Source organism: Acinetobacter sp. UNC436CL71CviS28, assembly GCF_000620525.1.
Classification (GTDB): Bacteria; Pseudomonadota; Gammaproteobacteria; order Pseudomonadales; family Moraxellaceae; genus Acinetobacter; species Acinetobacter radioresistens.
Window position 1 is genome coordinate 1 of sequence record NZ_KK211148.1, and the last position, 22,768, is coordinate 22,768.

22 protein-coding genes and 2 tRNA genes are annotated in these 22,768 nt (G+C 39.9%); 8 read left to right on the top strand and 16 right to left on the bottom strand.

Features of this window, described 5'->3' with window-relative positions; all coding sequences use genetic code 11:
• From N518_RS0115900 to N518_RS0115920, 5 genes are all read right to left on the bottom strand, one after another.
• The coding region (locus N518_RS0115900; RefSeq protein WP_026444511.1) for a helix-turn-helix domain-containing protein at positions 1-210 on the bottom strand (210 nt) is incomplete at its 3' end.
• 160 nt (positions 211-370) lie between these two features.
• A complete protein-coding gene (locus N518_RS0115905; protein ID WP_005025068.1) occupies positions 371-2,923 on the bottom strand; it encodes a hypothetical protein in 2,553 nt (850 codons plus the stop codon).
• Positions 2,907-3,422 (bottom strand): plasmid mobilization relaxosome protein MobC, encoded by a 516-nt coding sequence (gene mobC, locus N518_RS0115910; RefSeq protein WP_005025066.1) that lies wholly within the window; start codon positions 3,420-3,422, stop codon positions 2,907-2,909. Before mobC ends, N518_RS0115905 begins: the two co-directional genes overlap by 17 nt.
• 320 nt (positions 3,423-3,742) lie before the next feature.
• Positions 3,743-4,915 carry a hypothetical protein gene (locus tag N518_RS0115915; protein WP_026056645.1) on the bottom strand — a complete coding sequence of 391 codons (1,173 nt, stop codon included), beginning with the start codon at positions 4,913-4,915 and terminating at the stop codon, positions 3,743-3,745.
• A 312-nt stretch (positions 4,916-5,227) separates the two neighbouring features.
• Positions 5,228-5,566, bottom strand: coding sequence for a helix-turn-helix transcriptional regulator (locus N518_RS0115920; RefSeq protein ID WP_005025063.1), 339 nt, complete (start codon positions 5,564-5,566; stop codon positions 5,228-5,230).
• Positions 5,567-5,960: 394 nt separating this feature from the next.
• Here N518_RS0115920 and N518_RS0115925 point away from each other — a divergent pair, with 394 nt between their 5' ends.
• Positions 5,961-6,173, top strand: coding sequence for a hypothetical protein (locus N518_RS0115925; protein WP_005025061.1), 213 nt, complete (start codon positions 5,961-5,963; stop codon positions 6,171-6,173).
• 140 nt (positions 6,174-6,313) lie between these two features.
• On the opposite strand, the gene groL is transcribed toward N518_RS0115925, so the two are convergent.
• The 4 genes from groL to N518_RS0115945 all read right to left on the bottom strand — a co-directional run bounded on the left by groL (position 6,314) and on the right by N518_RS0115945 (position 10,174).
• Positions 6,314-7,948: a chaperonin GroEL gene (gene groL, locus N518_RS0115930; protein WP_005015664.1), complete on the bottom strand. Its 1,635-nt coding sequence runs from the start codon at positions 7,946-7,948 to the stop codon at positions 6,314-6,316.
• Positions 7,949-8,006: 58 nt separating this feature from the next.
• On the bottom strand, positions 8,007-8,297 hold the full coding sequence (locus N518_RS0115935; protein ID WP_005015665.1) for a co-chaperone GroES: 291 nt from the start codon (positions 8,295-8,297) through the stop codon (positions 8,007-8,009).
• A gap of 184 nt (positions 8,298-8,481) precedes the next feature.
• Entirely contained in the window at positions 8,482-9,255 is a 774-nt protein-coding gene (locus N518_RS0115940; protein WP_005025059.1) for a metallophosphoesterase family protein, read from the bottom strand.
• Entirely contained in the window at positions 9,236-10,174 is a 939-nt protein-coding gene (locus N518_RS0115945) for a diacylglycerol/lipid kinase family protein (protein WP_005025058.1), read from the bottom strand. The genes N518_RS0115940 and N518_RS0115945 overlap by 20 nt, the downstream gene beginning before the upstream one ends.
• 397 nt (positions 10,175-10,571) lie before the next feature.
• On the opposite strand from N518_RS0115945, the gene N518_RS0115950 reads away from it, so the two are divergent.
• Together N518_RS0115950 and N518_RS0115955 are read left to right on the top strand one after the other, a co-directional pair.
• Positions 10,572-12,401, top strand: coding sequence for a phosphoenolpyruvate carboxykinase (GTP) (locus N518_RS0115950; protein WP_005025056.1), 1,830 nt, complete (start codon positions 10,572-10,574; stop codon positions 12,399-12,401).
• 235 nt (positions 12,402-12,636) lie between these two features.
• On the top strand, positions 12,637-13,065 hold the full coding sequence (locus tag N518_RS0115955; protein WP_026444512.1) for a hypothetical protein: 429 nt from the start codon (positions 12,637-12,639) through the stop codon (positions 13,063-13,065).
• 36 nt (positions 13,066-13,101) lie between these two features.
• Here N518_RS0115955 and N518_RS0115960 read toward each other — a convergent pair whose 3' ends face one another.
• A complete protein-coding gene (locus N518_RS0115960; RefSeq protein WP_005025052.1) occupies positions 13,102-13,770 on the bottom strand; it encodes a class I SAM-dependent methyltransferase in 669 nt (222 codons plus the stop codon).
• A 321-nt stretch (positions 13,771-14,091) separates the two neighbouring features.
• A complete protein-coding gene (gene folD, locus N518_RS0115965) occupies positions 14,092-14,940 on the bottom strand; it encodes a bifunctional methylenetetrahydrofolate dehydrogenase/methenyltetrahydrofolate cyclohydrolase FolD (RefSeq protein ID WP_005025050.1) in 849 nt (282 codons plus the stop codon).
• Positions 14,941-15,092: 152 nt separating this feature from the next.
• Between folD and N518_RS0115970 the strand changes: the two genes are divergently transcribed.
• Positions 15,093-15,166 (top strand) — tRNA-Cys (locus N518_RS0115970).
• Positions 15,167-15,178: 12 nt separating this feature from the next.
• Positions 15,179-15,264 (top strand) — tRNA-Leu (locus tag N518_RS0115975).
• Positions 15,265-15,730: 466 nt separating this feature from the next.
• Here the strand turns inward: N518_RS0115975 and N518_RS0115980 are convergent.
• The 4 genes from N518_RS0115980 to rlmE form a co-directional block, all read right to left on the bottom strand.
• A complete protein-coding gene (locus N518_RS0115980) occupies positions 15,731-16,045 on the bottom strand; it encodes a DUF5713 family protein (RefSeq protein WP_005025048.1) in 315 nt (104 codons plus the stop codon).
• 64 nt (positions 16,046-16,109) lie between these two features.
• Entirely contained in the window at positions 16,110-16,961 is an 852-nt protein-coding gene (folP, locus tag N518_RS0115985) for a dihydropteroate synthase (protein WP_005025046.1), read from the bottom strand.
• Positions 16,962-17,095: 134 nt separating this feature from the next.
• Positions 17,096-18,991, bottom strand: coding sequence for an ATP-dependent zinc metalloprotease FtsH (gene ftsH / locus N518_RS0115990; RefSeq protein WP_005015684.1), 1,896 nt, complete (start codon positions 18,989-18,991; stop codon positions 17,096-17,098).
• A 135-nt stretch (positions 18,992-19,126) separates the two neighbouring features.
• On the bottom strand, positions 19,127-19,777 hold the full coding sequence (rlmE, locus tag N518_RS0115995; RefSeq protein ID WP_005015686.1) for a 23S rRNA (uridine(2552)-2'-O)-methyltransferase RlmE: 651 nt from the start codon (positions 19,775-19,777) through the stop codon (positions 19,127-19,129).
• A 194-nt stretch (positions 19,778-19,971) separates the two neighbouring features.
• On the opposite strand from rlmE, the gene yhbY reads away from it, so the two are divergent.
• Together yhbY and N518_RS0116005 are read left to right on the top strand one after the other, a co-directional pair.
• A complete protein-coding gene (gene yhbY / locus N518_RS0116000) occupies positions 19,972-20,295 on the top strand; it encodes a ribosome assembly RNA-binding protein YhbY (protein WP_005015688.1) in 324 nt (107 codons plus the stop codon).
• Positions 20,296-20,307: 12 nt separating this feature from the next.
• A complete protein-coding gene (locus N518_RS0116005; protein ID WP_005025044.1) occupies positions 20,308-20,844 on the top strand; it encodes a DOMON-like domain-containing protein in 537 nt (178 codons plus the stop codon).
• A 60-nt stretch (positions 20,845-20,904) separates the two neighbouring features.
• Here N518_RS0116005 and N518_RS0116010 read toward each other — a convergent pair whose 3' ends face one another.
• A complete protein-coding gene (locus tag N518_RS0116010) occupies positions 20,905-21,297 on the bottom strand; it encodes a hypothetical protein (protein WP_005015692.1) in 393 nt (130 codons plus the stop codon).
• A 330-nt stretch (positions 21,298-21,627) separates the two neighbouring features.
• On the opposite strand from N518_RS0116010, the gene carA reads away from it, so the two are divergent.
• Positions 21,628-22,767 (top strand): glutamine-hydrolyzing carbamoyl-phosphate synthase small subunit, encoded by a 1,140-nt coding sequence (gene carA / locus N518_RS0116015; protein ID WP_005025041.1) that lies wholly within the window; start codon positions 21,628-21,630, stop codon positions 22,765-22,767.
• The last annotated feature ends 1 nt before the right edge of the window (position 22,768 follow it).

The window sequence follows — 22,768 nt, forward strand, 5'->3', positions numbered from 1 at the left end:
ATCATCTACACGGTTTTTTAGATTTGGTACTCGACGGGACTTATTGATTAATGCATCAATGTCACCAGACTGTACTAACTCATGATAGCGATAGAAAGTATCTCTAGAGACACCCATCACTTTGCATGCTCTAGAAACATTTTGAAGCTCTTCAGCTAAATTGAGTAAGCCGACTTTGTGTTTGATGATTTGATTGTTAGTATGCAACATAAGAAAGTTACCTTTGTTTAATTAAGATTTCGACACCTTTATCAAAACGGGTAACTTTCTCTTTTTCAAGAAGAATGTACGATCAAGTCTGAACTAATACACCTACATCGACAACCGCATAATCGTATGCACTAGTAGCTTGCTTCACTGCTAGGTTTTCCTAAAAATCAAAATCGGCATTCGAATCATTTTCCTGTTTGGTTTTTAATTCAGGTTGAGGTTGAATATCTGTGATCTTCAATTGAGCTTCATTAGAACTTTGATAGATAGTAAATGTGAAGGTTTTAATTCGCTCTTTGATTTCACCGAAGTTTTTGAGGCACGAGAGATATGAAGCTCTTTGATCTTCAAGATGATTATTTTTATGGGAGAGGATTGAATCACATTTTAAGTAGTTCAGCATCCTTTCATCATTTTTGATGATTTCTGCGATTCTTTCATAGTCATGACTGTTGATATGTCTTCTAGCTTCCGTCATGTATGCTAGGAGTTTTTCGGTTTTTTGCTCCGTGATCTCAATTAGCCACAACGCTTTTTTATCCTCATAAGCCTGTTGTTGCTGTGCTGATAGCTCTTGGTAAGCTCTAATATAACCAGGATAGTATCCATCAAATCTTAGCTGCCAATCTGTTGCTGGCTTTGGCTTGCATCGAATTTCAGCAACGATAGGTTCTAATTGCTCAAGTTTTTGATTAAGGTCATCAAGCGTTCTACAGTTTCCCCAAGCATATTGATCTGCTTGCTTTGCATCTCTAAGTCTTCGTAAAAGTCGTTTGGTGGCTGAAATTGCAATATTTCCGAGAGTGCTTTCTCCAAATCTATCTGTTGTTTGCTGATTACCTGTTGAAAAGGGCTCAATTCGCTCTGCACTAAGTTTCTGACAGTGTCTTTCAAATTCAGCTGACTTAATACTATCGTTAATTGCCTGTGCAATTGGATATTCAAGTTTTCTTGAAATTCTCGCTGTAATTGCTCCGAAAATTCGCCCTGTTCTAAATTTGAAAGTTCTGCTTTCATTGCTGAAATCAAAGCGGTTTGAGCTTCTTTCTCTATATTCAATGTCTCGATTTTCTTCACTAAACGCTGCTCTACTTCGTTGTAGCTGATCAAAATGCTTTTTAATGAACTGACCTGTTTGCTCAAGGCTTCGTTTTGTTCTGCTAACAAGCTGTTTTGTTGTTGCAATAAGTTTGTTTGTTCTATCAAATATTGATCTATTTCGGTCTGCATGACTTACCTTTGTAATCTCTTCAAATACTCGATTTGGGCGGTGATTGATTCTGAATTCTGTTGAATCACCTGTTGTTGTGCTTTGATGGTATTGACGTTTGTACCTGTTTGATAAGCCGTAAATAAAGCGATTAAAAGACTCAGCAGTCCAATCAAGATCCCCCCACCCAACATGTATGTCGCTTTTTGCGTATCCAGTTTTTCCGTAATCAACATCGCTATACTGCTCTCTATCGGCTTGCTTTGGTTGGCGATCGCTTGCTGTATCTGGACTTGAATACTCTTTTGTAAGCTGGGTTGGTCTATTGAGATCTTCTGCAATTGGGTGTTTATTTTGGTCTGTAATTCTTGAATTGATATTGAAAATGAATCTATGCTCGATTTCACTTTTGAAACTTCCGCAATATCTATATTGGCAAGTTGAGACTGGAGTTGATTGATTTGTGCTGTGTAGTCCTCTGTCAGTGTTTGTATGGCTTGGGGTGATAGATTCCCTATCTCTTTCAAAAATGAGTTGAGATGCATTTCCAATGCTATTGTCGTCCCCTGTACGCTGTGCAAAAGCGTAGTGCTTTCGATTATAGGCTGCTCGCTTTGCTCTATAAGTTTCTCGAAATTGATCAGCGTCTGAGAGAGCTGCTGCAAGCTCATTTGGAGCTTTTCGGCTTTCTGCTGCTGCTCGGAGACGCTCTGAATAAAGTCCAATTTCGAATTGTTCATGATAAAAATCACCTCTGAGTCTGTGTGTTTTTCCGTTGATAAGTTCAACTGCTAAATACTCTTTGCTTTGGTCAACGGACTTAACAGCTTTGAGTTGCGATATACATTTGACAATATCCGCTCTGTTTTGAATTGTTTGTGTCTTTAACAGCGTTTTGACGTGATTATCAATCGTCTTGCAAAACTGTTTTTTTGTAAGTGCAATAAAGTCTTCCCTTGCGTAGAGTTTTTCAGCTTGTGCATTGATTTTGGCCACATGATTTGGCTCCTGTGTGGTCTGCATCAAAAGCAAATCATCTGGCCGTGACCACTGATATTTTGTATTGAAGTAATCTCTTAATGCATCAAAGTGTTTTTCATGCCCAGGGGGAGCAATATTGAGTGATTTCCCGCTTTGAATGTCGAGCCGTGGTGCTAAAACATGAATGTGCTTTGAGCCATCATCATCTGTGTGTAACACAGCAAATAGGTGATACTGTGATTGTTCCAATCCTGCAAATGAATGCTCCTCAAAGTCCGTTAAAACTTCCATAATCTGAGCATCAGTCGGATCATCATCTTTGGACCAAGCGATGACTCCACTCGTATATTTCCATAGGTGTGGACTCGCATGACAAATAGCATTGAATGTGGTGGCATCGCCCAGTAAAACCTGAACACCTGCACGAACATTTCCACGATGATCAAGTCGCTCTAAAAGGTATGCGGAAGCATGTGCAGCTGACCCTTTGCCATGCTCTAAAAATTTAATATGCACTTTCATCCTTCTCCGCTAACACGATAGAAGGTTGTGTCTGATCAACGTTTAGATTTTCGAGTTGCTTGCGAAGCCTATTCGGACGTTGCCTACTGATTTTTGGTAAAGTAGGAAATATTTGTTCTAACTCATTTTGAATACCTTTTAAGACCAATAACACATGAAAAATATCAAGCTTACGCTGATCTCTTGGATCCGCATTTTTGATGATGTTTAAAGCACGGGCTATTTGATTCAGGTTATTCCCAATTTTAGATAAGGCCAGTAACAAATCAGGATCAGTGATTTGATAAAGTTTAACGATTTCAACTTCGGTTTTAATTTTGAGTCTCGGCTCCTTCTCATCTTCAATCATCCCTCGAACCGTAACAGCATCATGCATCACTTCACGTTGAATTAAGGAATGAATAAAGTCAGTAAAGTTAGTACGTTCTTTTTCAATGTGTAGCTCCAACTGCTCTAGCTGCAATTGAGTAAGTCTAAAATTTTTGGTTTTACTTCTCATATACAATCACGCTAACCGTTCTTTGCTTTTGCTTTTAAGTCAATGAAGTTGACTTGCCCATCTGTGATGGGCTGGGAGGTCTTAGGAGGGTTTCCCTCCTAACAAGCCCTGTACATAAAAAATTCGAAGAATTTGTATGTACAGGTAGGCTTGCTTATTTCCATCACGGATTTTTATGACATTAGCAAAGAACAAAATTACGGATCGGTTTTGGTGGTGATTTTGAATTTTTTAGCTAGTTTTTAAAAAAATGGTAATCCAATTAAAAAATCCCATTTAAACAAATGGGATTTTTATTAACTTTGAAACCTGTTTAAAGATTAAATTTTCTCAAATAGTTCATTTGCAATTTTTCTTGCTAAAGCATCTTGAGCTTCTGGCAAATCAGGTAAGTTAATGACATATTGAATTGCTTCACGACCTGAAACTTCCATAGGTCCATAGTCATCATATGCTTCGCCTGTATAGGCATTGTAAGCTCGTAAATCATCTTGCGTAAAATCAACATCACATAACTGAGCTAGATAAATATATAGCCATGCTTCACCAGTATTCTTAAATAGTCTTTGGTAAAGGAAGTGTTCAATTGCCTCAGTATCACCTTGATTGCATAGATACAACATCTGCTGATAGACCTCATCCTCATCTACATCAAAATTTATTTCCGCAAGATTTAATGGATAATCTTTGATATACGATTCGTATAATTCGGCTTGCTTTATATATTCATCATATTTTTCTTTATTCTTTGTAGTTTCCTCAGATTTTATATATTTTTGTTTGTCATTATCCCAACAACTACCGAAATTCGAACCATTTCTACCATAAGGTGCAATTTGATTCGCTAGGTAACGATAATATCCAGCAACTAACGCATAAGCATCTAGATTCTTACGATCTTTTGCATAAGACAATATACTCTCAAGATGCTCTCCTATTATATTGAACTCGAAATCATCACCTTCAAAATATCCATAGTCAGACTCATACCTAAGTTCAAATGTATTTAGTAATCCATTATCAAAGTAAACATGACTCAAACTTTCTCGCATCACTCTAAAATTTATAACTTCTATATTTAGATATAAAAGCTCCTGATAGACAGTTTTAGCAATCGAAAAGTGAATCTCTTCTGGAATATCTAATTTCGATAAACTTTGCAAACGAGTGATAAGATTTTTGATTTGATCTAGTAATTGACGACCTTCATAGTCATCCCAATGTAGATCATCTTCATCATAATTCGAATAGTCTGATTCAGGTGGATTTTTAAATACTTCTAAGCTTAATGCGTTGACGAGCTCATGCTGATAATATTCTTCAGAATCATCATATTGGACTTGAATAATTAAATTTTGACTTACAAATGCATTGTACGTTTTATAGCCTTGGTCTAAAGCGATTAATTCATAAATATGCGAACGACTAATCTTTACAGAATGCTGTTCCTGAATTTTTTTTGATAATTTAAATGCGAAATCTTGAATAGACATAATTTTCTCTACAGCCAACTCTAAATTCTTTTGTTCAAAGAATTTCTTGGTGTCATATGACTTATAGCAACGCATGTTTAAATGCTAAGAACCAAACGAGTTGATGCTTAAGAAAATTAAAATATAGATGTGGTTTGTAAAATTAAACCAATAAAACTCAACCCCTTTTCTACTCATGCGTAAGTACGGTAGGCGACCTTGTTTTTAATTTAACATTTTTTTTGAAAATTACAATCATATAAATCAAAATAGATGTTCTTTGAAATATAAAAAATTATTTATCAAATCAGTTATCCTAACTCACACAACTATTCACCAACCCAAGTCATCATCTGTTGGTAGATTTTGATTAGTTTTACGACTTGCTCTTTGTCGAATCTTGCCTCGTAATTTCCATAGCTGAATTGGTGAAATTAGCTGTTCTGGTAAAAATAAATCTAAATGATCAACTAGGTCTAATGTCATCAAAATCGCGATCAAGTTTTCTAATGTGACCTGTCCCGCTTCTGCATTCATCACAACTTTTCTAGAGACTCCTGTGTGTTGAGCTATCTCCAGTTGTGTCAGATTTAAGTTGAGTCTAGCTCTTTGTAATCTTTGCCCTAACTCAATAGCAAGAGCATGCGCTGTCTTAGAATTATGCCGTGTCATGTAAAGTCACCTATATGGTACTTAGATCGCTGAAATACCAATTAAAGTTCAATTTAAGGCACTTTAGAACATATACTATTTTCATTATTTATTTCAAAAAATTCACACAACCAATTACCGTAAGAATTCTAAAGTCCACACTCAATTTAGAAATTAACCATTTTTTTGAAGTTTTGCATAAATATCCTTTTTCAAAATTTGATCCTGCTATGTTTAGCTTAGTGGCATATTTCATGTGATGAACTCATAAAGAAATGATGCGCATTAAAAACTTTAAACACTAGCATATAGGAATTGAAATGCTTGATTTAGCAATATTTTTAATAGATTACTTTAATCTATCTCTCAAACATCATTTGTTTTCTGTTGTTAGTCATTAATTCAGGGGAATGGTATGGGATTTACAATAGACCTCACCAATACTGAACGACGGGTTTCTACCGCTGAATTTGCACTACGTATGAATATCAGTGAAAAAGAGCTCTATCAACGTATCAAAGATGGACGTATACAGTCACCGATCAAGGATGGTCGTAAAAATTTTTGGCTGAATAGTTATGTACTCGCTTGCATCACAAGCTCAGGAACTTATCTTAAGCCCCTTTGAAAAAGCTAGAATAAAAAAGGTCGCTATAATAGCGACCTTTTTTTACAACAAATTATTTTGTGAGTAATACTGTGAGTAACTTATAAAAATTTTATGAATAAATATATAAATTACAAAGTATTAATCACAGCATAGGCAGATTACATCATGCCGCCCATGCCACCCATACCGCCCATATCTGGCACAGCTGGTTTGTCTTCTGGAATGTCAGTAATCATGCATTCAGTGGTCAGCATCAGGCCAGCAACAGAAGCAGCATGTTCAAGCGCAGAACGCGTTACTTTTGCAGGGTCAAGAATACCCATCTCCAGCATGTCGCCATATTCACCTGAAGCTGCGTTATAACCATAGTTACCTTCGCCGCTCTTCACTGCATTGATTACTACTGAAGGCTCATCACCTGCATTAGAAACAATTTGACGAAGTGGTGCTTCAATAGCACGACGCAGAATATTGATACCTACATTCTGGTCATCATTGTTACCAGTTAGGCCATCAAGTGCTTTTGCAGCACGAACCAGCGCTACGCCACCACCAGCAACTACACCTTCTTCAACCGCAGCACGCGTTGCATGCAATGCATCATCTACACGGTCTTTCTTCTCTTTCATTTCAACTTCAGTTGCAGCACCAATTTTGATCACTGCTACACCACCAGCTAATTTAGCAACACGTTCCTGAAGTTTTTCTTTATCGTATTCAGATGTAGATTCTTCGATCTGTGCACGGATTTGCTGTACACGCTCAGCAATTGCATCAGCATTACCTGCACCATCAACAATCACTGTATTTTCTTTAGATACAGTAACTTTATGTGCAGTACCCAGATCTTCAAGGTTAGCCTGCTCAAGAGACATACCCACTTCTTCAGAAATTACGGTTGCGCCAGTCAGGATAGCAATATCTTGCAGCATGGCTTTACGGCGGTCACCAAAGCCAGGAGCTTTCACTGCACACACTTTAATAATACCGCGCATGTTATTTACAACCAGAGTTGCCAGCGCTTCGCCTTCTACGTCTTCTGCGATGATCAGTAACGGCTTACCTGTTTTTGCAACAGCTTCAAGTACAGTAATCAGTTCACGGATATTACTGATTTTTTTGTCAACCAGAAGAATGAACGGATTTTCCAGCTCAGCCGTCAGAGTATCTTGCTTGTTTGCAAAATATGGAGAGATATAACCGCGGTCAAACTGCATACCCTCTACAACATCAAGCGAGTCTTCAAAGCCTGAACCTTCTTCAACGGTAATTACGCCTTCTTTACCGACTTTTTCCATTGCCTGAGCAATCAGCTTACCTACAGTCTCATCAGAGTTTGCTGAAATTGAACCCACTTGTTCAATAGCTTTAAAATCATCTGCTGGCTTCGCTGTAGCGCGGATATTTTCAACTACAGTCTTCACTGCAAGATCAATACCACGTTTCAGGTCCATTGGGTTCATACCCGCAGTTACTGATTTAATGCCTTCATTCAGGATTGCTTGCGCAAGTACAGTTGCGGTTGTTGTACCGTCACCCGCGATATCATTGGTTTTTGAAGATACTTCACGTACGAGCTGTGCGCCCATATTTTCGAATTTATCTTTTAGAGAAATTTCTTTAGCAACGGTTACACCGTCTTTAGTAATATGCGGTGCACCAAAAGAACGGTCAATCACTACATTACGGCCTTTAGGACCTAAAGTTACTTTAACAGCATCTGCCAGAGTGTTTACACCAGCAATCATTTTTGTACGGGCTGAATCACCGAATTTTACGTCTTTAGCTGACATTTTTAACTCCAATTTTTTAAGAAATACTTGATCTGATCACAAATGAGTTAAACGTAAATTAGCCTTCTAACACCGCAAGGATGTCAGACTCTTTCATAATAAGAAGCTCTTCCCCATTTACTTTTACAGTTGTACCGGCATAAGTTCCAAACAGAACCTTGTCGCCAACTTTTACGTCAAGTGCACGTACACCATTATCAGTAATTTGACCATTACCCACTGCAATGATTTCACCTTGAGAAGGTTTTTCTGCCGCAGAACCTGGCAATAAAATACCACCCGCAGTTTTTGTTTCTTCTTCTACACGACGAACTACTACACGGTCATGTAATGGACGAATATTGCTCATAATTAACTCCATCAGACTAAGTCTTTTTTAAGTAATCAGTTATTACTTTATTTATAAGTCTAAGTAATAACCTAAAGTGTTTTGATGACACTTTTGTGGGGATAGAAAAAAACGCTTCAAGGGGAAAAATAAAAAAAATTTGTATTTTTGTATTTTTTTTAACCGCTCGACAGATCTTGGGTAATTATTTAATCACATCTGTCCGTAAAACAAATGATTGACTCTCTTCATTAAACCAGTATTGCAGAATTTCACCAGATATTGAAACAGTGTTAAAACTGTTCGGCAGGTTCTTGTGCAAGCGCCAGGAAGTCGCAGTACCGGCATGAATATTATAAATAGGATGATCAACTTTTAAATTATACAGTCGGGTCAGATCATAGATCGCGGTTTTATGTAAATGGCCATGTAAAATACCAAACAATTTATATTGTCCCCAAACCTCTAGAGCCATACGGCCGAGTACCGGACAGTCTTTTAAACCATGGGGGTCGTCAGGTTCAGTATAAAACGGCTGATGTGACGTAATAATTTTAAGTTTATGTAAGGGGGCCTGTTCTAGTTTCTCACGGGTTTCATGAATTTGCTCTAGTGAGACATGACCACGTGTATGATAACGCCGTCTTACACTATTGACTCCAATAACATAAAAGTGTTCGGTTTCTAGTACATTTTCCAAATTACCGAAAAAATACTGGTAACGGGTAAACGGGCTAAAGACACGATTCCACAAATGATAAAGTGGTATATCATGATTGCCAGGTACAACCAGATAAGGAATCTGGAGACTCTCTAAAAACTGCTTACAATAATAAAACTGGGTAAACCGGGCACGTTGGGTCAGGTCCCCACTTACCACGAGAGCTTCGGGTTGTTGCTCTTTACAGAATACTCGTAAGGCCTTTATACATTCTGGCCGCTCGGTACCAAAATGCAGATCAGAGAGATGGAGCAGCATAGGGCACCATTATGTTAAGCGCATTTTTTTCAACTGTAATTTTTAAAGGTGTCTGCAACTCGACAATTTCTCCATCAATCGCCACTTTAATATTTTTTTTAGCTGCATGTACCTGAACCTGATCTGCGCAGAAGCTATAGACCTGTGAAGCCTGTTCAAGCTTGCCTTGTATCAGTTGAAATAGCAGTTTAAACAAAGTTCTTTTATCAGTATTTGCTACAGCCACACCGGCAACCCGGCCAGCTGCCGCACAGTCAGCAACACGCAGACGCATTTCCTGTAGCTGAAGTTGATTATTACCAAAAAAGACCAGCGGTGTATTTAAGGGATATCTTTTACCATCCACTTCTAAAGTCAGTTTTAAAGCTTTGCGGTCTCGAATCATGACATCCAGAGCTGAAGCATATGCATTAAATGTGAAGCGGCCAAACCGCTGGTTATATGCCTCCCTTCGCTTAATAAAGAGTGGATATAATCCTAGACTTGCATTGTTCAAATAAATCTGATTATTAAGTTTTGCCACATGAATCGCCTGAGGCCGACCAGAAATAATTACCTTTGTAGCTTCAAGCAAATCTAAAGGAATATTCAGGGCCCGCGCAACATAATTAAATGTCCCTAAAGGTAATAAGCCTAGCGGTATGTCAGTATGCAATAACTTTGCCCCTACTGCATTTAGAGTACCATCCCCCCCAGCTGCGACCACAACCCCTACATCTGGCCCATTTAAATGACGATCCAGCACATCCTGCATCAGCTGGTCAAAATCTGAGTTTGAATGTAATTCCAAGACCTGAATTTCGAAGCCATGTGTACTGAGTTGAGTTAGTATTTCTTCATAAAGCTCATCGCGACGGGCTGCATGAAAACCAGAATTTCTGTTATAAATAATAGTTAGAGGGCGCAATTGCTCATTCATAAACAATAAAAATTAAAGTAGTTGCTCTAATTTCGTCCAATTAATAGACAATTAAAATAGGCATTATGTAAAATTTAAATGAGTATGATTTATTTTACCAATAATAGTAAATTCAATTTTTTTTAACGTAATTATTTTATTTTTAATAAAATTTTTTAAATAAATACCATATATTTTTATTAAAAATAATTTGATATAAATTTCTTAATCTAATTTAATATATTGATTTTAAGAAGATTTATATAAAGATCTATATGTAATTACTTTCAGCCTTTAGTCTTATTTTTTTTATTAATTTATGCTTTAATACTGCCACTTTTTTTATTCATTTTGTTTGTCTTGTTTAGACAGACGAATTTGTACTTGTACTTTGTACATATTTTTAATAGGCCTCACCATGACCCAAGTGAACGCACCAGAATTCGTTCGTCATCCTAAGCTTATTGCATGGGTTGAAGAAATTGCAAAATTAACGAAACCTGCAAAAATTGAATGGTGTGACGGTAGCGACGAAGAATATCAACGTCTAATTGACCTGATGATTGCTAACGGCACCATGAAAGCATTAAACCAAGAAAAACATCCTGGTTCGTATCTTGCAAATTCTGATCCTTCCGACGTTGCTCGTGTTGAAGACCGTACTTACATCTGTTCTGAAACGCAAGAAGATGCCGGTGCGACCAATAACTGGGAAGCTCCAGCCGAGATGCGTACCAAACTGAATGGTTTGTTTGACGGTGCTATGGCTGGACGTACCATGTATGTCGTACCTTTCTCTATGGGCCCGCTGGGCAGCCACATTGCACATATCGGTATTGAATTGACCGACTCTCCTTATGTTGCAGTGAGCATGACTAAAATGGCTCGTATGGGTAAAGCCGTTTATGATGTGTTAGGTACTGATGGCGAATTTATTCCATGTGTACATACAGTAGGTGCACCGCTTGCAGAAGGTCAAAAAGATGTTTCTTGGCCATGCAACAAAGAGAAATACATTGTTCATTACCCAGAAACCCGTGAAATCTGGTCTTACGGTTCTGGTTATGGTGGTAACGCATTACTTGGTAAAAAGTGTCTGGCACTTCGTATTGCCTCCGTCATGGGTCGTGACCAAGGCTGGCTAGCAGAACATATGCTTATTCTGGGTGTAACCAACCCTCAGGGCGAAAAACACTATATCGCTGCAGCATTCCCATCAGCCTGTGGTAAAACGAACTTTGCCATGCTGATTCCACCTGCGGGTTATGAAGGCTGGAAAATTGAAACTGTAGGCGATGATATTGCCTGGATCAAGCCAGGTGAAGATGGTCGCCTGTATGCAATTAATCCAGAAGCTGGTTTCTTTGGTGTAGCACCTGGAACCAATACTAAAACTAACCCGAACTGCATGGCAACGCTGCATAAAGACGTCATCTATACTAACGTTGCTGTGACTGAAAATGGGGAAGTATGGTGGGAAGGTCTGTCTAAAGAAATTCCAGCAAATCTTACGACCTGGAAAGGACAGCCTCATGCTGAAGGCGAAAAAGCTGCGCATCCGAATGCCCGCTTTACTGTTTCAGCAGCTCAGTGCCCTTCTATTGATGCAGACTGGGAAAACCCGGCAGGCGTACCTATTTCTGCATTTATCTTTGGTGGACGTCGTGCCGATACAGTACCTTTAGTTTCAGAAGCTTTTGACTGGGTAGATGGTGTATACAAAGCAGCAACTATGGGTTCAGAAACCACTGCTGCAGCTGTAGGTCAACAAGGCATCGTACGCCGCGATCCGTTTGCAATGCTTCCATTTGCTGGTTACAACATGGCCGACTACTTTGGCCACTGGCTAAGCATGGGCGAAAAAGTTGCTGCGCAAGCTGAAGCACATGGCAACCATTTACCGAAAATCTTCAATGTAAATTGGTTCCGTCGTGACGCTGAAGGCAACTTTGTATGGCCTGGTTTTGGCCAGAACATGCGTGTTCTAGAGTGGATCATTGACCGTTGTGAAGGTCGTGCAAGTGCAGTTGAAACTCCAATTGGCTATGTTCCAACTTATGAACAGCTCAACTGGACTGGTCTAGACTTTAGCAAAGAACAGTTTGATACTGTAACTTCTCAAGATAAAGACCAGTGGATTAAAGAACTGGAAAGCCATACTGAGCTATTCAGCAAGTTAGGTGACCGTTTACCACAAGCACTGAAAGATCGTCAGAATCAGCTGCTTGATGCTGTAAAATCAGTTTAAATCAATAAAATAAAAGAAGGTCGCAATTGCGACCTTTTTTTATTTTAATTTTATCCAAGCTCTATTGATCAATCACCAGAGAAAAATTGCTATTATCATTTACCCATTAAATTGATGTCTTTAACATTTACTTAAAATTTCTTCAGCTTACTGAAGCATATCAGTCCTTAAGATTGCTTATTTCCGCTAGTTCTATGCCATACTTGAACCTATAAGGATAAAAGGCTTTCTAATTATGAAGAAAATAACTTTATTGGTTACTTTACCATTATGTTTTATTATAACGGCATGCCAGACTAGCCCTCGCCAGTACAATGGTATTACAGGCTATCAGATCGAGAACAAGTCTGCCCAATCAGCGACGATTGCCTATACTTTGGCATTACGTGCCAACCAGTCTATAGATGAAAATAAATTGCAGATGGCTTGTCAGCAAGTATTAGGTACTGGTAAAACTTATAAAATTTCAGTATTAAGCGCCAATAAGATTCCAAATCCTGCTGCTACCCAGCAGGACAATTATGGTATACAACTCGGCCAGAGTCGGGCCTTATTCAGTTTATCTGATACCCCAAGTTTAAATAACAGTGAAGATTACGCAACTCGACAGGCGCTTGAAGCCAAGCCTGCAATTCTACGCGTCATTCGCTATACCTGTTCGTAATATTTTATGTTTTATCAGCTCAGACGTTATTTAAACTTATAACGTCTTATAAAAGCTGACATTGCGAAATTCTTTAGCTTCATCGAGGTCTGGCCAGGTGGTGGCACTACGTTCTTCAGTTTTGCAGTAACGAGAGTGGCTAAAGTTTTTTACCCGACTATCTGCCACCCAGACCGTTGAAGTGAATTTCAGAAATTCATCCAGAAAGAAGCGGTTACTCTGATCGTAAAGTACATCAGCCGCTAATAGCACATCAACCTGCTCTGCCTTATACAAGTCATCCAAATACTCAAGCTCGACATCATTAAGCTTTGCATTCTCGCGACAAGCCGCTAGACTGACCTGATCGATATCACAACAGATTACGCGCTTGGCACCTGCCATTTTAGCGGCAATAGCTACTACTCCAGAACCAGCACCAAAATCCAATACCACTTTATCTTTGACATGCTGTGGCTCGGCAAGCAACCACTGTGCCATAGCAAGTCCTGAAGCCCAGCAGAAAATCCAGTAAGGCGTATCATTCCAGATACGTCGAATAACCTCATCATCGAGGCGGTCAGTAGGAAAAACTGGCGGTATTAACCATAATAAAATAGGGGTTTCAGGTAATTGCTGTACCTGTAGTTCACACTGTGGTATAACCTCATGTAAAGCTTGAAGAAGATGCTCAGAAGCCTTAGCCAGTTGAAAAGTACAACTCATCAAAAATTTAACCTTTATTAAAGCGATTCAAAGTTATTAAAGCTTAATATGATACGCACTCTAGTCATACCCCACTGTTTAAAGCCAGAGTTTATAATAAAAGAATAATTCTGCGCCCTATAATTTTTTTAATACTTTTTAACGAGTTTCGCAGGCCGCAGATAGTTTTTCTGCCTTTTTCAAAACAGAAATAAAGTGACCAGCCGATTAATTCAAATAAAGATCAGGATAAACAGGCGATGAAAATAACTTTAAAAGCTTTATTAAAATAAAAGCCATGCAAACTTAATATTTACATAGCTTTTAATAATGCTTTTAAAATCAAGCCAAGGCTTTCTCAGCAGCTTCGACTGTCTGGCGAATTAAAGTCGTGATTGTCATTGGCCCTACGCCACCTGGAACAGGAGTATAAGCAGAAGCCAGCTCTTCAATACCTGCTAGTTGAATATCCCCTACACCACCGCCATCACGCGGATGAAAACCAGCATCAACCACCACAGCACCCGGCTTGATCCATTCCTTTTGTATAAACTCGGCTTTTCCAACAGCCCCTACAAGGATGTCAGCCTGTTTAACAAATTCAGAGAGGTTCTGTGTACGCGAATGGCAAATCGTCACTGTAGCATTAGCCTGAAGCAACATCATTGCCATTGGCTTGCCCAAAATAGCAGAGCGGCCTACAACAACGGCATGTTTACCTGCAATTTCAATATTATTTTCTTTTAAGATCGTCATGATTCCAGCAGGTGTTGCAGAGCCATAGGCAGCCTCTCCCATTGCCATACGACCAAAACCCAAGCAAGTCACGCCATCTACATCCTTTTCTAGCGATATGGCATCAAAACAGGCACGTTCATCAATCTGTTCCGGAACAGGATGCTGAAGCAGAATACCATGTACATCAGGGTTTTCATTTAGCTTTTCAATTTCTGCCAGTAACTGCTCGATAGTTGTTTCTTTTGGTAGTTCCACTTTAAGAGAATCCATACCAACACGACGACAGGCATTCCCTTTCATACGTACATAAGTAGCTGAAGCACCATCATCTCCTACCAGGATAGTTGCCAGAATTGGCGTACGACCTGTTTTTATCTTTAACGCCTCTACACGTTGTAACAAGTCAGCTTCTATCTGTTTCGCCAGTGTACGACCGTCTAAAACCAATGCCACAGCACATCTCCCAAGTGGATATGAATCAATTTTGCACATAATACATGATTATTTAACCGTTTTTATTTTAGTTGCTGTTTTTATGTGCATATTCACCATACATCCTATTGTTTTTTTTTCAAAGATTGCTAATATGTGCATCACCAAGAGATGGCGGGGTGGCAGAGTGGTCATGCAGCGGACTGCAACTCCGTGTACGCCGGTTCGATTCCGACCTCCGCCTCCAATCTTGTGTAACGCCCGGGTGGTGAAATAGGTAGACACAGGGGATTTAAAATCCCCCGCCCACAAAGCGTGCCGGTTCGAGTCCGGCCCCGGGCACCATTTTAAAGCTAAAATAAAATGGTGTAATAAAAAATCCAGCATTAAGCTGGTTTTTTTATGCCTGTAATTTCTTGAATATAAAAATATAAATTTTACAATGATCAAGTTTATTCAAATTACGATTTCCTGCTCTTGTACCTCAACAGTTTAGTAGCTTGAGTATTCAGACATTTTTAAATACAAGTTCTGGAATTATTTAAAAAATAGCTCATCAAGTAGATAATCATCGCATATCACAGTGCTGTACTCTCAGTCACAGCTACTGTGCTTTAAAATTTAATAATTAAGGAAATAAATAACCATGAGAAAACAAGAGTGATAATTCCGGCAAAAGTTAAGGATGTATACCCTTAAGTGGAGCAAATATTATATTTAACGATGACAGGATTGCAGAAAAACATTTAGGACAATACTGCCAACTATAGAATGTCCTTAAAAAACTATAAGGCCTTGCAATAAAATTATCTTACCACTCCCTATTGGCAACCAGTTCTTCCATATCAATATCCAGATAACCAGCCTCCTGTACCACCATCATCATAGCCTCAGCAATATAATCAGCTGCTGCATCATCTAGAGATGAATCCATCTGCTCAAACTTGGGTTTCATTTTATTGATTTGAACTATGATCTCCTGAGCAGAAGAATATATATCTATCTGACTCAAAGAACTTGCTGTAATTTTTTCAGAAAACTTTAGCAGCAACTGTTTAATACGTGATACCAGCTCATCAGGATAGTATTCATCCTCAAACATAGGAGTTAATAACTCATCATTCATTACTTATTCTCAAAAATAAAAATCCGAGCCTAAAGAACCCGGATTCAGTCAAATATAGAAACCATCAGGCAGACAGTGTAGCACACCAGATTTTAATCGCATCACTGGTAGCCTTCACATCATGTACCCTTACGATAGATGCCCCCTGCTGTATACTCAAAAGATGCGCTGTGACACTGCCAATTATACGATCTTCTACCTCTGCGCCCTCCAAGGCCTCACCAATGAAGCGCTTACGCGACAGTGCAGATAGAACCGGATAACCTAATTCATTAAGCCGCCAGAAATCCTGCAACAGTTTCAGGTTATGGCTAGCATTCTTGGCAAAGCCAAAGCCTGGATCAATAATGATATTATCTGCCCGCACTCCTGCTGCAATGGCTGCCTCAACTCGTACAGTCAACTCACGAAGCACTTCTTCAACTACATCTTCGTAATTGGCCAGCTGGTTCATTGTGGTAGGCTCACCACGCATATGCATGATGACTACAGGTATATCCAGCTCTGCCGCCACTGCAAGTGCATCTGGGCGACTCAATGCCCGCACATCATTCCAGATATGAGCTCCCTTCTTCACTGCTTGGCGGATTACCTCAGGCTCACTGGTATCAACAGATATAATTACATCATGTTGCGCCAAAGCTTCCACTACAGGAAGTACACGTTGAAGCTCTTCTTTAACCGATACTGGAGTAGCGCCTGGCCGGGTAGATTCCCCTCCAATATCAATAATAGTTGCCCCGTCTTTTATCATCTGTAAAGCATACTGGAGAGCTTGCTCTTTATGGTTATATTTTCCGCCATCACTAAAGGAGTCAGGAGTAACATTTAAAATCCCCATAATATGCGGGCGAGCTAAATCCAGACTTACATCTTTGCATTGTAAAGTCTGTTTAGGTAATGGCATTAGCCGCATTGGTCTCTCCTGATCTTATGATTGATACATTTTAACAAGTTAAATTCAGGCTGAGTGTTAAGTTATTTTCATGCTTCTGTTTTTACATAATAAAAAAGAGCCACTTGAAGTGGCTCTTTTCTAAATAACTGTATTTAGTTCATTGCTGGCAATGGAGGCGGTGTAGACGGACCATTTTTAGGTGGCTCCAGATCTGCAACCGGATTATCTGCAACATAAACTTTAGGTGGCTGAGGATCACGACCTTCCATAATGTCACGGATCTGCTCACGATCAATAGTTTCCCATTCCATCAGAGCTTTAACCATTTTATGTGCAATATCCTGATTACCTTCAAGAATATCCCAAGCAACTTTATATTGCTCATCCAGAATACGGCGCACTTCCTGATCGACTTGTTGCTGGGTAGCTTCAGAAATAGTGCGACTATTCATACTGCCCATAAATGACTGCTGTGAATCATCTTCATAGACCATTACACCCAGTTTGTCAGACATACCGTATTTGGTGACCATCGCGCGTGCCATTTTTGTTGCACGTTCAAAGTCGTTAGATGCACCCGTTGACTGCTGATGAATAAAGATCTCTTCTGCAATCCGGCCACCGAACAAAATAGATATCTCGTTCAGCATTTTGTCCTTGTAATGGCTGGTCTGATCAAACTCTGGTAACTGCCAGGTTACGCCTAAAGCCCAACCACGCGGCATAATTGTTACCTTATGGACCGGATCAGTACCGGGCAGCATCTCAGCAACGATTGCATGTCCTGCCTCATGGTAAGCAGTAGCACGACGCTCTTCTTCACGAAGAACCATCGATTTACGCTCTGGCCCCATATACAGTTTATCTTTTGCATCCTCGAAGTCATGCATGTCGACTGTGTTCTTGTTGCGACGTGCCGCAAAAAGAGCTGCCTCATTGACCAGGTTTGCCAGTTGGGCACCCGAAAAGCCAGGTGTACCACGCGCCAACACTTTAACATCTACACCGGTAGTTGAAGGCAGTTTTCTTAAATGAACATTCAGAATCTGTTCACGACCCTTAATGTCTGGTAGACCCACCATTACTTGGCGGTCAAAACGACCTGGACGAAGCAAGGCTTTATCGAGTACATCAGCACGGTTAGTAGCTGCAATTACGATAATACCTTCATTTCCTTCAAAACCATCCATTTCAACCAGCATTTGGTTAAGAGTCTGCTCACGTTCATCATGTCCGCCACCTGTACCTGAACCACGATGACGACCCACTGCATCAATCTCGTCAATGAAAATAATACAAGGTGCATGACGTTTAGCCTGCTCAAACATGTCACGTACACGCGAGGCACCAACACCAACAAACATTTCAACAAAGTCAGAACCGGAGATGCTAAAAAACGGTACTTTTGCTTCACCGGCAATAGCTTTGGCGAGCAAGGTTTTACCTGTACCCGGCGGGCCTACCATTAAAACACCTTTAGGAATGGTTGCGCCTAGACGCTTAAATTTTGCCGGATCTTTCAAGAAATCGACAATTTCAACCACTTCCTGTTTGGCCTCATCACAGCCCGCCACATCGGCAAAGGTTACTTTGATCTGGTCTTCAGATAACATTTTTGCTTTGGACTTACCAAAGCTCATTGGCCCGTTCTTGCCACCTGCACCGCCACCCATATTTCGCATAAAGAACATGAATAACAAGATGATTAGAAGTACAGGAAAGCTTGCAATGAGTAATTGCATCAATAAACCTTGACGTTGCGGTGCTGTACCCTCAACGACAACATTATTTTTGATAAGGCTCGGCATAAGCTCAGGGTCTTGAACCGCAGGACGAATGCTTTCAAACTCTGAACCGTTGACTTTTTCGCCATTAATACGCTCGCCATCAATTGTGACTTGCTTAATTTGACCGGCATTAACCGCTGCCACGAATTCGGAATAATTCATCGCAGTCGGCTTGTTGCGGTCACTGATGTTACTGAAAATCAAGATCAGAACACCCAGTATTATTAGCCACAATACGGCATTCTTGAAGAGATCGCTCAAAGCTTTATTCCCATATCAATCTAATTTGATCATGCCCAAAATTTCTGGGGTGACCCTAACAAAAAACTGTAAAACAGCATGCAATGTCTAAAAAAGTACAAAATGCACAATTTTTGACGGGTTGGCAAGTAAAGTTTATTGCAACGCTTTTTTACGGCCTTGTCCAATTAAAAACACTTCTTTCGAACGGGCTCGTGACGCGGCGGGTTTAACAGTTTTTAACACATCAAAACTATCAACCACTTGCTTGCGAAACTCATCAAAGCCAGCCCCTTGGAATACTTTTACCACAAACTGTCCGTTGGGTCCGAGTACCTTTTGTGCAAAATCTAAAGCAAGTTCACACAAATATATCTGGCGGGGCTGATCAACCGCCCTATTACCAGATGTATTGGGGGCCATATCCGAAATTACAACGTCTACCTGACGTCCATTTAAAATATTTAACAATTTTTCGAATACTTCTTCTTCACGGAAGTCACCCTGCAAGAAAGTGACATCTGCCAAAGCATCCATCGGAAGAATATCGGACGCAATTACCAGTCCTTTATCCCCTACCAGTTTACCCGCTATCTGCGACCAGCTCCCTGGAGCCGCTCCCAGATCAACTACAGTCATACCCGGTTTGATGAGCTTATATTTTTCCTGGATCTCAAGAAGTTTATAGGCAGCGCGTGCACGATAGCCTTCCTTTTGCGCCTTTTTTACAAAAGGGTCGTCCAGATGCTCTCTCATCCACGCACGACTACTTTTAGATAACTTCTGGTTGGTAATGCGTGTTGCCATAACTACTAAATATTGAAATAACTTCTATTTTTTTATTGTACGTGAAAAATGTGCAGCTTGCAGTATACATCTGTATCTAAAGCGCCCTCCCCAACGGATATTTTTAATAAGCTTCATCGATAATTTAAGAGTTTTAGAGTGTTTGAATTCGGTTTTTGCTATACTGGGGCGTTTTTAAATTTAGGTTATATTTCATGGCGGCTCTCTCTATTCAAGAACGCAAGCGTTTACGTCAAATTGGACATGCTCTTAATCCAGTAGTAATGATCGGGGGGCAAGGCCTGACCGAAGGCGTGATTGAAGAAACCAACCGCGCATTAAACGATCATGAACTAATTAAAGTGAAGATTGCTGGCGAAGATCGTGAAGCACGTGGACAGGTTATTGATGCGTTAATAGAAGCTACTGGTGCTCAAGCAGTACAGAAAATTGGTAAAATTGTTCTGCTTTATAAAAAGGCAGCCAAACAGAATCAGCATTTGTCGAATCTGGTTCGTCACGCGCATCTTTCAAGCTGATCATTTTCTCTTATGGCTAGTTACGAACTTAATCCTTTTAAAAGGTTTTCTGCTATTTCCTTGGTAGGTGCAGTTGAACAGCAAGATCAGGCTTCTTTAAATATCGGTTTCTGGATTAGTGACCCAAACCAGCTAATCCTTTGGCCAGATAAAGTCGCATCAAATCCACGCCGTGACTATCTATGGGAAAATACCTGTTATGAAATTTTCATTGGTGTAAAAGATCAAGATTTTTATCGGGAAATTAACCTTTCCCCTTCTGAAGCTTGGCAAGCCTACCAGTTCGAAGAGTATCGCTATCCGGAAGATATTCCTCCAAAACCAGCTTATGATATTGAGTTAAATCAGCTCAAGCGGACACATTATGGTTTAAATGTGAGTCTGGATCTGGGACGGTTTATGGCAGACCATGAATTGAAGTGGTCAGATTTATATCTTGGCTTGTCGGCAGTACTTAAGACTTCACAAGAAGTACATTATTTCGCTATGCAGCATAGTAGCCCGCAACCAGATTTTCATAATAAGCGTGACTGGCTACATCAGTTTTGAAACTTCCAGTAATAATTTAAAAAAGTGAGTTTATACTCACTTTTTTATTATTTATTCAACTTAATTATGACGCTGAACCTTATTCCACACTTCAACAGCATTTGCTTTAGAGCGTTTAAATGTCTCGGTAAGGTTTTCTTTATGTTTTAATGAAATCTGGCTGATGTCTGCTTTCAAATCTTGGCTTAATTTGGCAAGCTCATCCACCAGATGAGTAAATTCACTTTTAACCAGATTTTTTAATTCAGAAATTTCTTGGCCCGAAAAGGTTAGTTGACTTTTTAATGACTCTAAACGCGCCCATAACGCCTGGTTGGATTCACGCGCAGGCTCCTGCTGTGTTAACGCTTCTGATGCTGTGTTGACAACTGGTGTAGTCTCAATTACTTCATTCTTTTGTTCTTTAGCCAATGGCTGAGCTGCTTTTTTAGCTTTCTGAGAAGAATTAGTCATAATAATATTCCCTGCTTTGATGAAAATTATAAAATCATCTTAATTTATTGAATAAAAAATGATCTATTTATTGTCTGACAATTATTAAAAATCTTGCTTGCTCTCTCATTCTTTTCTCATGGAAGGCTTGCGCTTGTGTTTATTTGAAGTTACAAGCTCCCTATCTGATATAAACATTATAATTAGCGTGGACTTTTAGACTCTTCATGCGTACAATACGCTGTTAAGTTACAAGCGAGCAGACCAAAAGGAGGGCGTGTTTTTTTTAGACAGCCACCCTTTTTTTATGTCTACTCGCTTTTTTACAGCCTAAAATTCAGGAGCTTTGGTTTGAGCATCCCCGCCATTTTAGCCCTTGCAGACGGAACTATCTTTAAAGGTAAGTCTATCGGTGCATCGGGTTGTACGACTGGTGAAGTCGTTTTTAACACCGCCATGACTGGCTATCAAGAAATTTTGACTGACCCAAGTTATGCACAACAGCTTGTGACATTAACTTATCCTCATATTGGCAATACTGGCTGTAATGCTGAAGATGCCGAGTCCGGCCGTATTCAGAAAGTCTGGGCCAATGGCCTGATTATTCGCGACCTGCCTTTATTACATAGCAACTTCCGTGCAGATATGTCTCTTGGTGAATATCTTGAGCAGAATAATGTTGTTGCGATTGCAGATATTGATACCCGCAAACTGACCCGTATCTTGCGGGATAAGGGCGCGCAGAATGGCTGTATTCTTGCAGGTGAAAATATTACTGCTGAAGAAGCATTAGAAAAAGCGCGGGCTTTTGGCGGTCTTGAAGGTCTAGACCTGGCAAAAGAGTGCTGTGATCCAGAAGGTTTTGAATGGACCGAAGGCTCATGGGCATTAGGTCAAGGCTTTACCCAGCCTGAATTAAAATATCATGTAGTAGCATATGACTATGGTGTCAAAACCAACATCTTGCGTATGCTTGCAGATCGCGGCTGTAAATTGACCGTTGTACCTGCTCAGACCCCTGTTGAAAAAGTACTGGCACTTAATCCTGATGGCGTTTTCCTGTCCAATGGACCAGGTGACCCGGCTGCATGCGGTTATGCAATTAAAGCTGTAAAAACTATTGTCGAAACAACTACACTACCGGTCTTCGGTATCTGTTTAGGGCATCAAATTCTGGCTCTTGCAAGTGGAGCAGCTACCCTCAAGATGGGTCATGGTCACCATGGCGCCAACCATCCTGTACAGAATATTGAAGATGGTACAGTGATGATCACTTCGCAGAACCACGGTTTTGCGGTAGATGAAAGTACCTTACCTGAAGTGTTACGTGTAACTCACCGTTCGCTGTTTGATGGTACAAACCAAGGTATTCATCGTACTGATAAACCGGCTTTCAGTTTCCAAGGACATCCTGAAGCGAGTCCTGGTCCGCATGATTGCGCACCGCTGTTTGATCATTTCATTGAACTTATCGAAGCATCTAAGAAGTAAT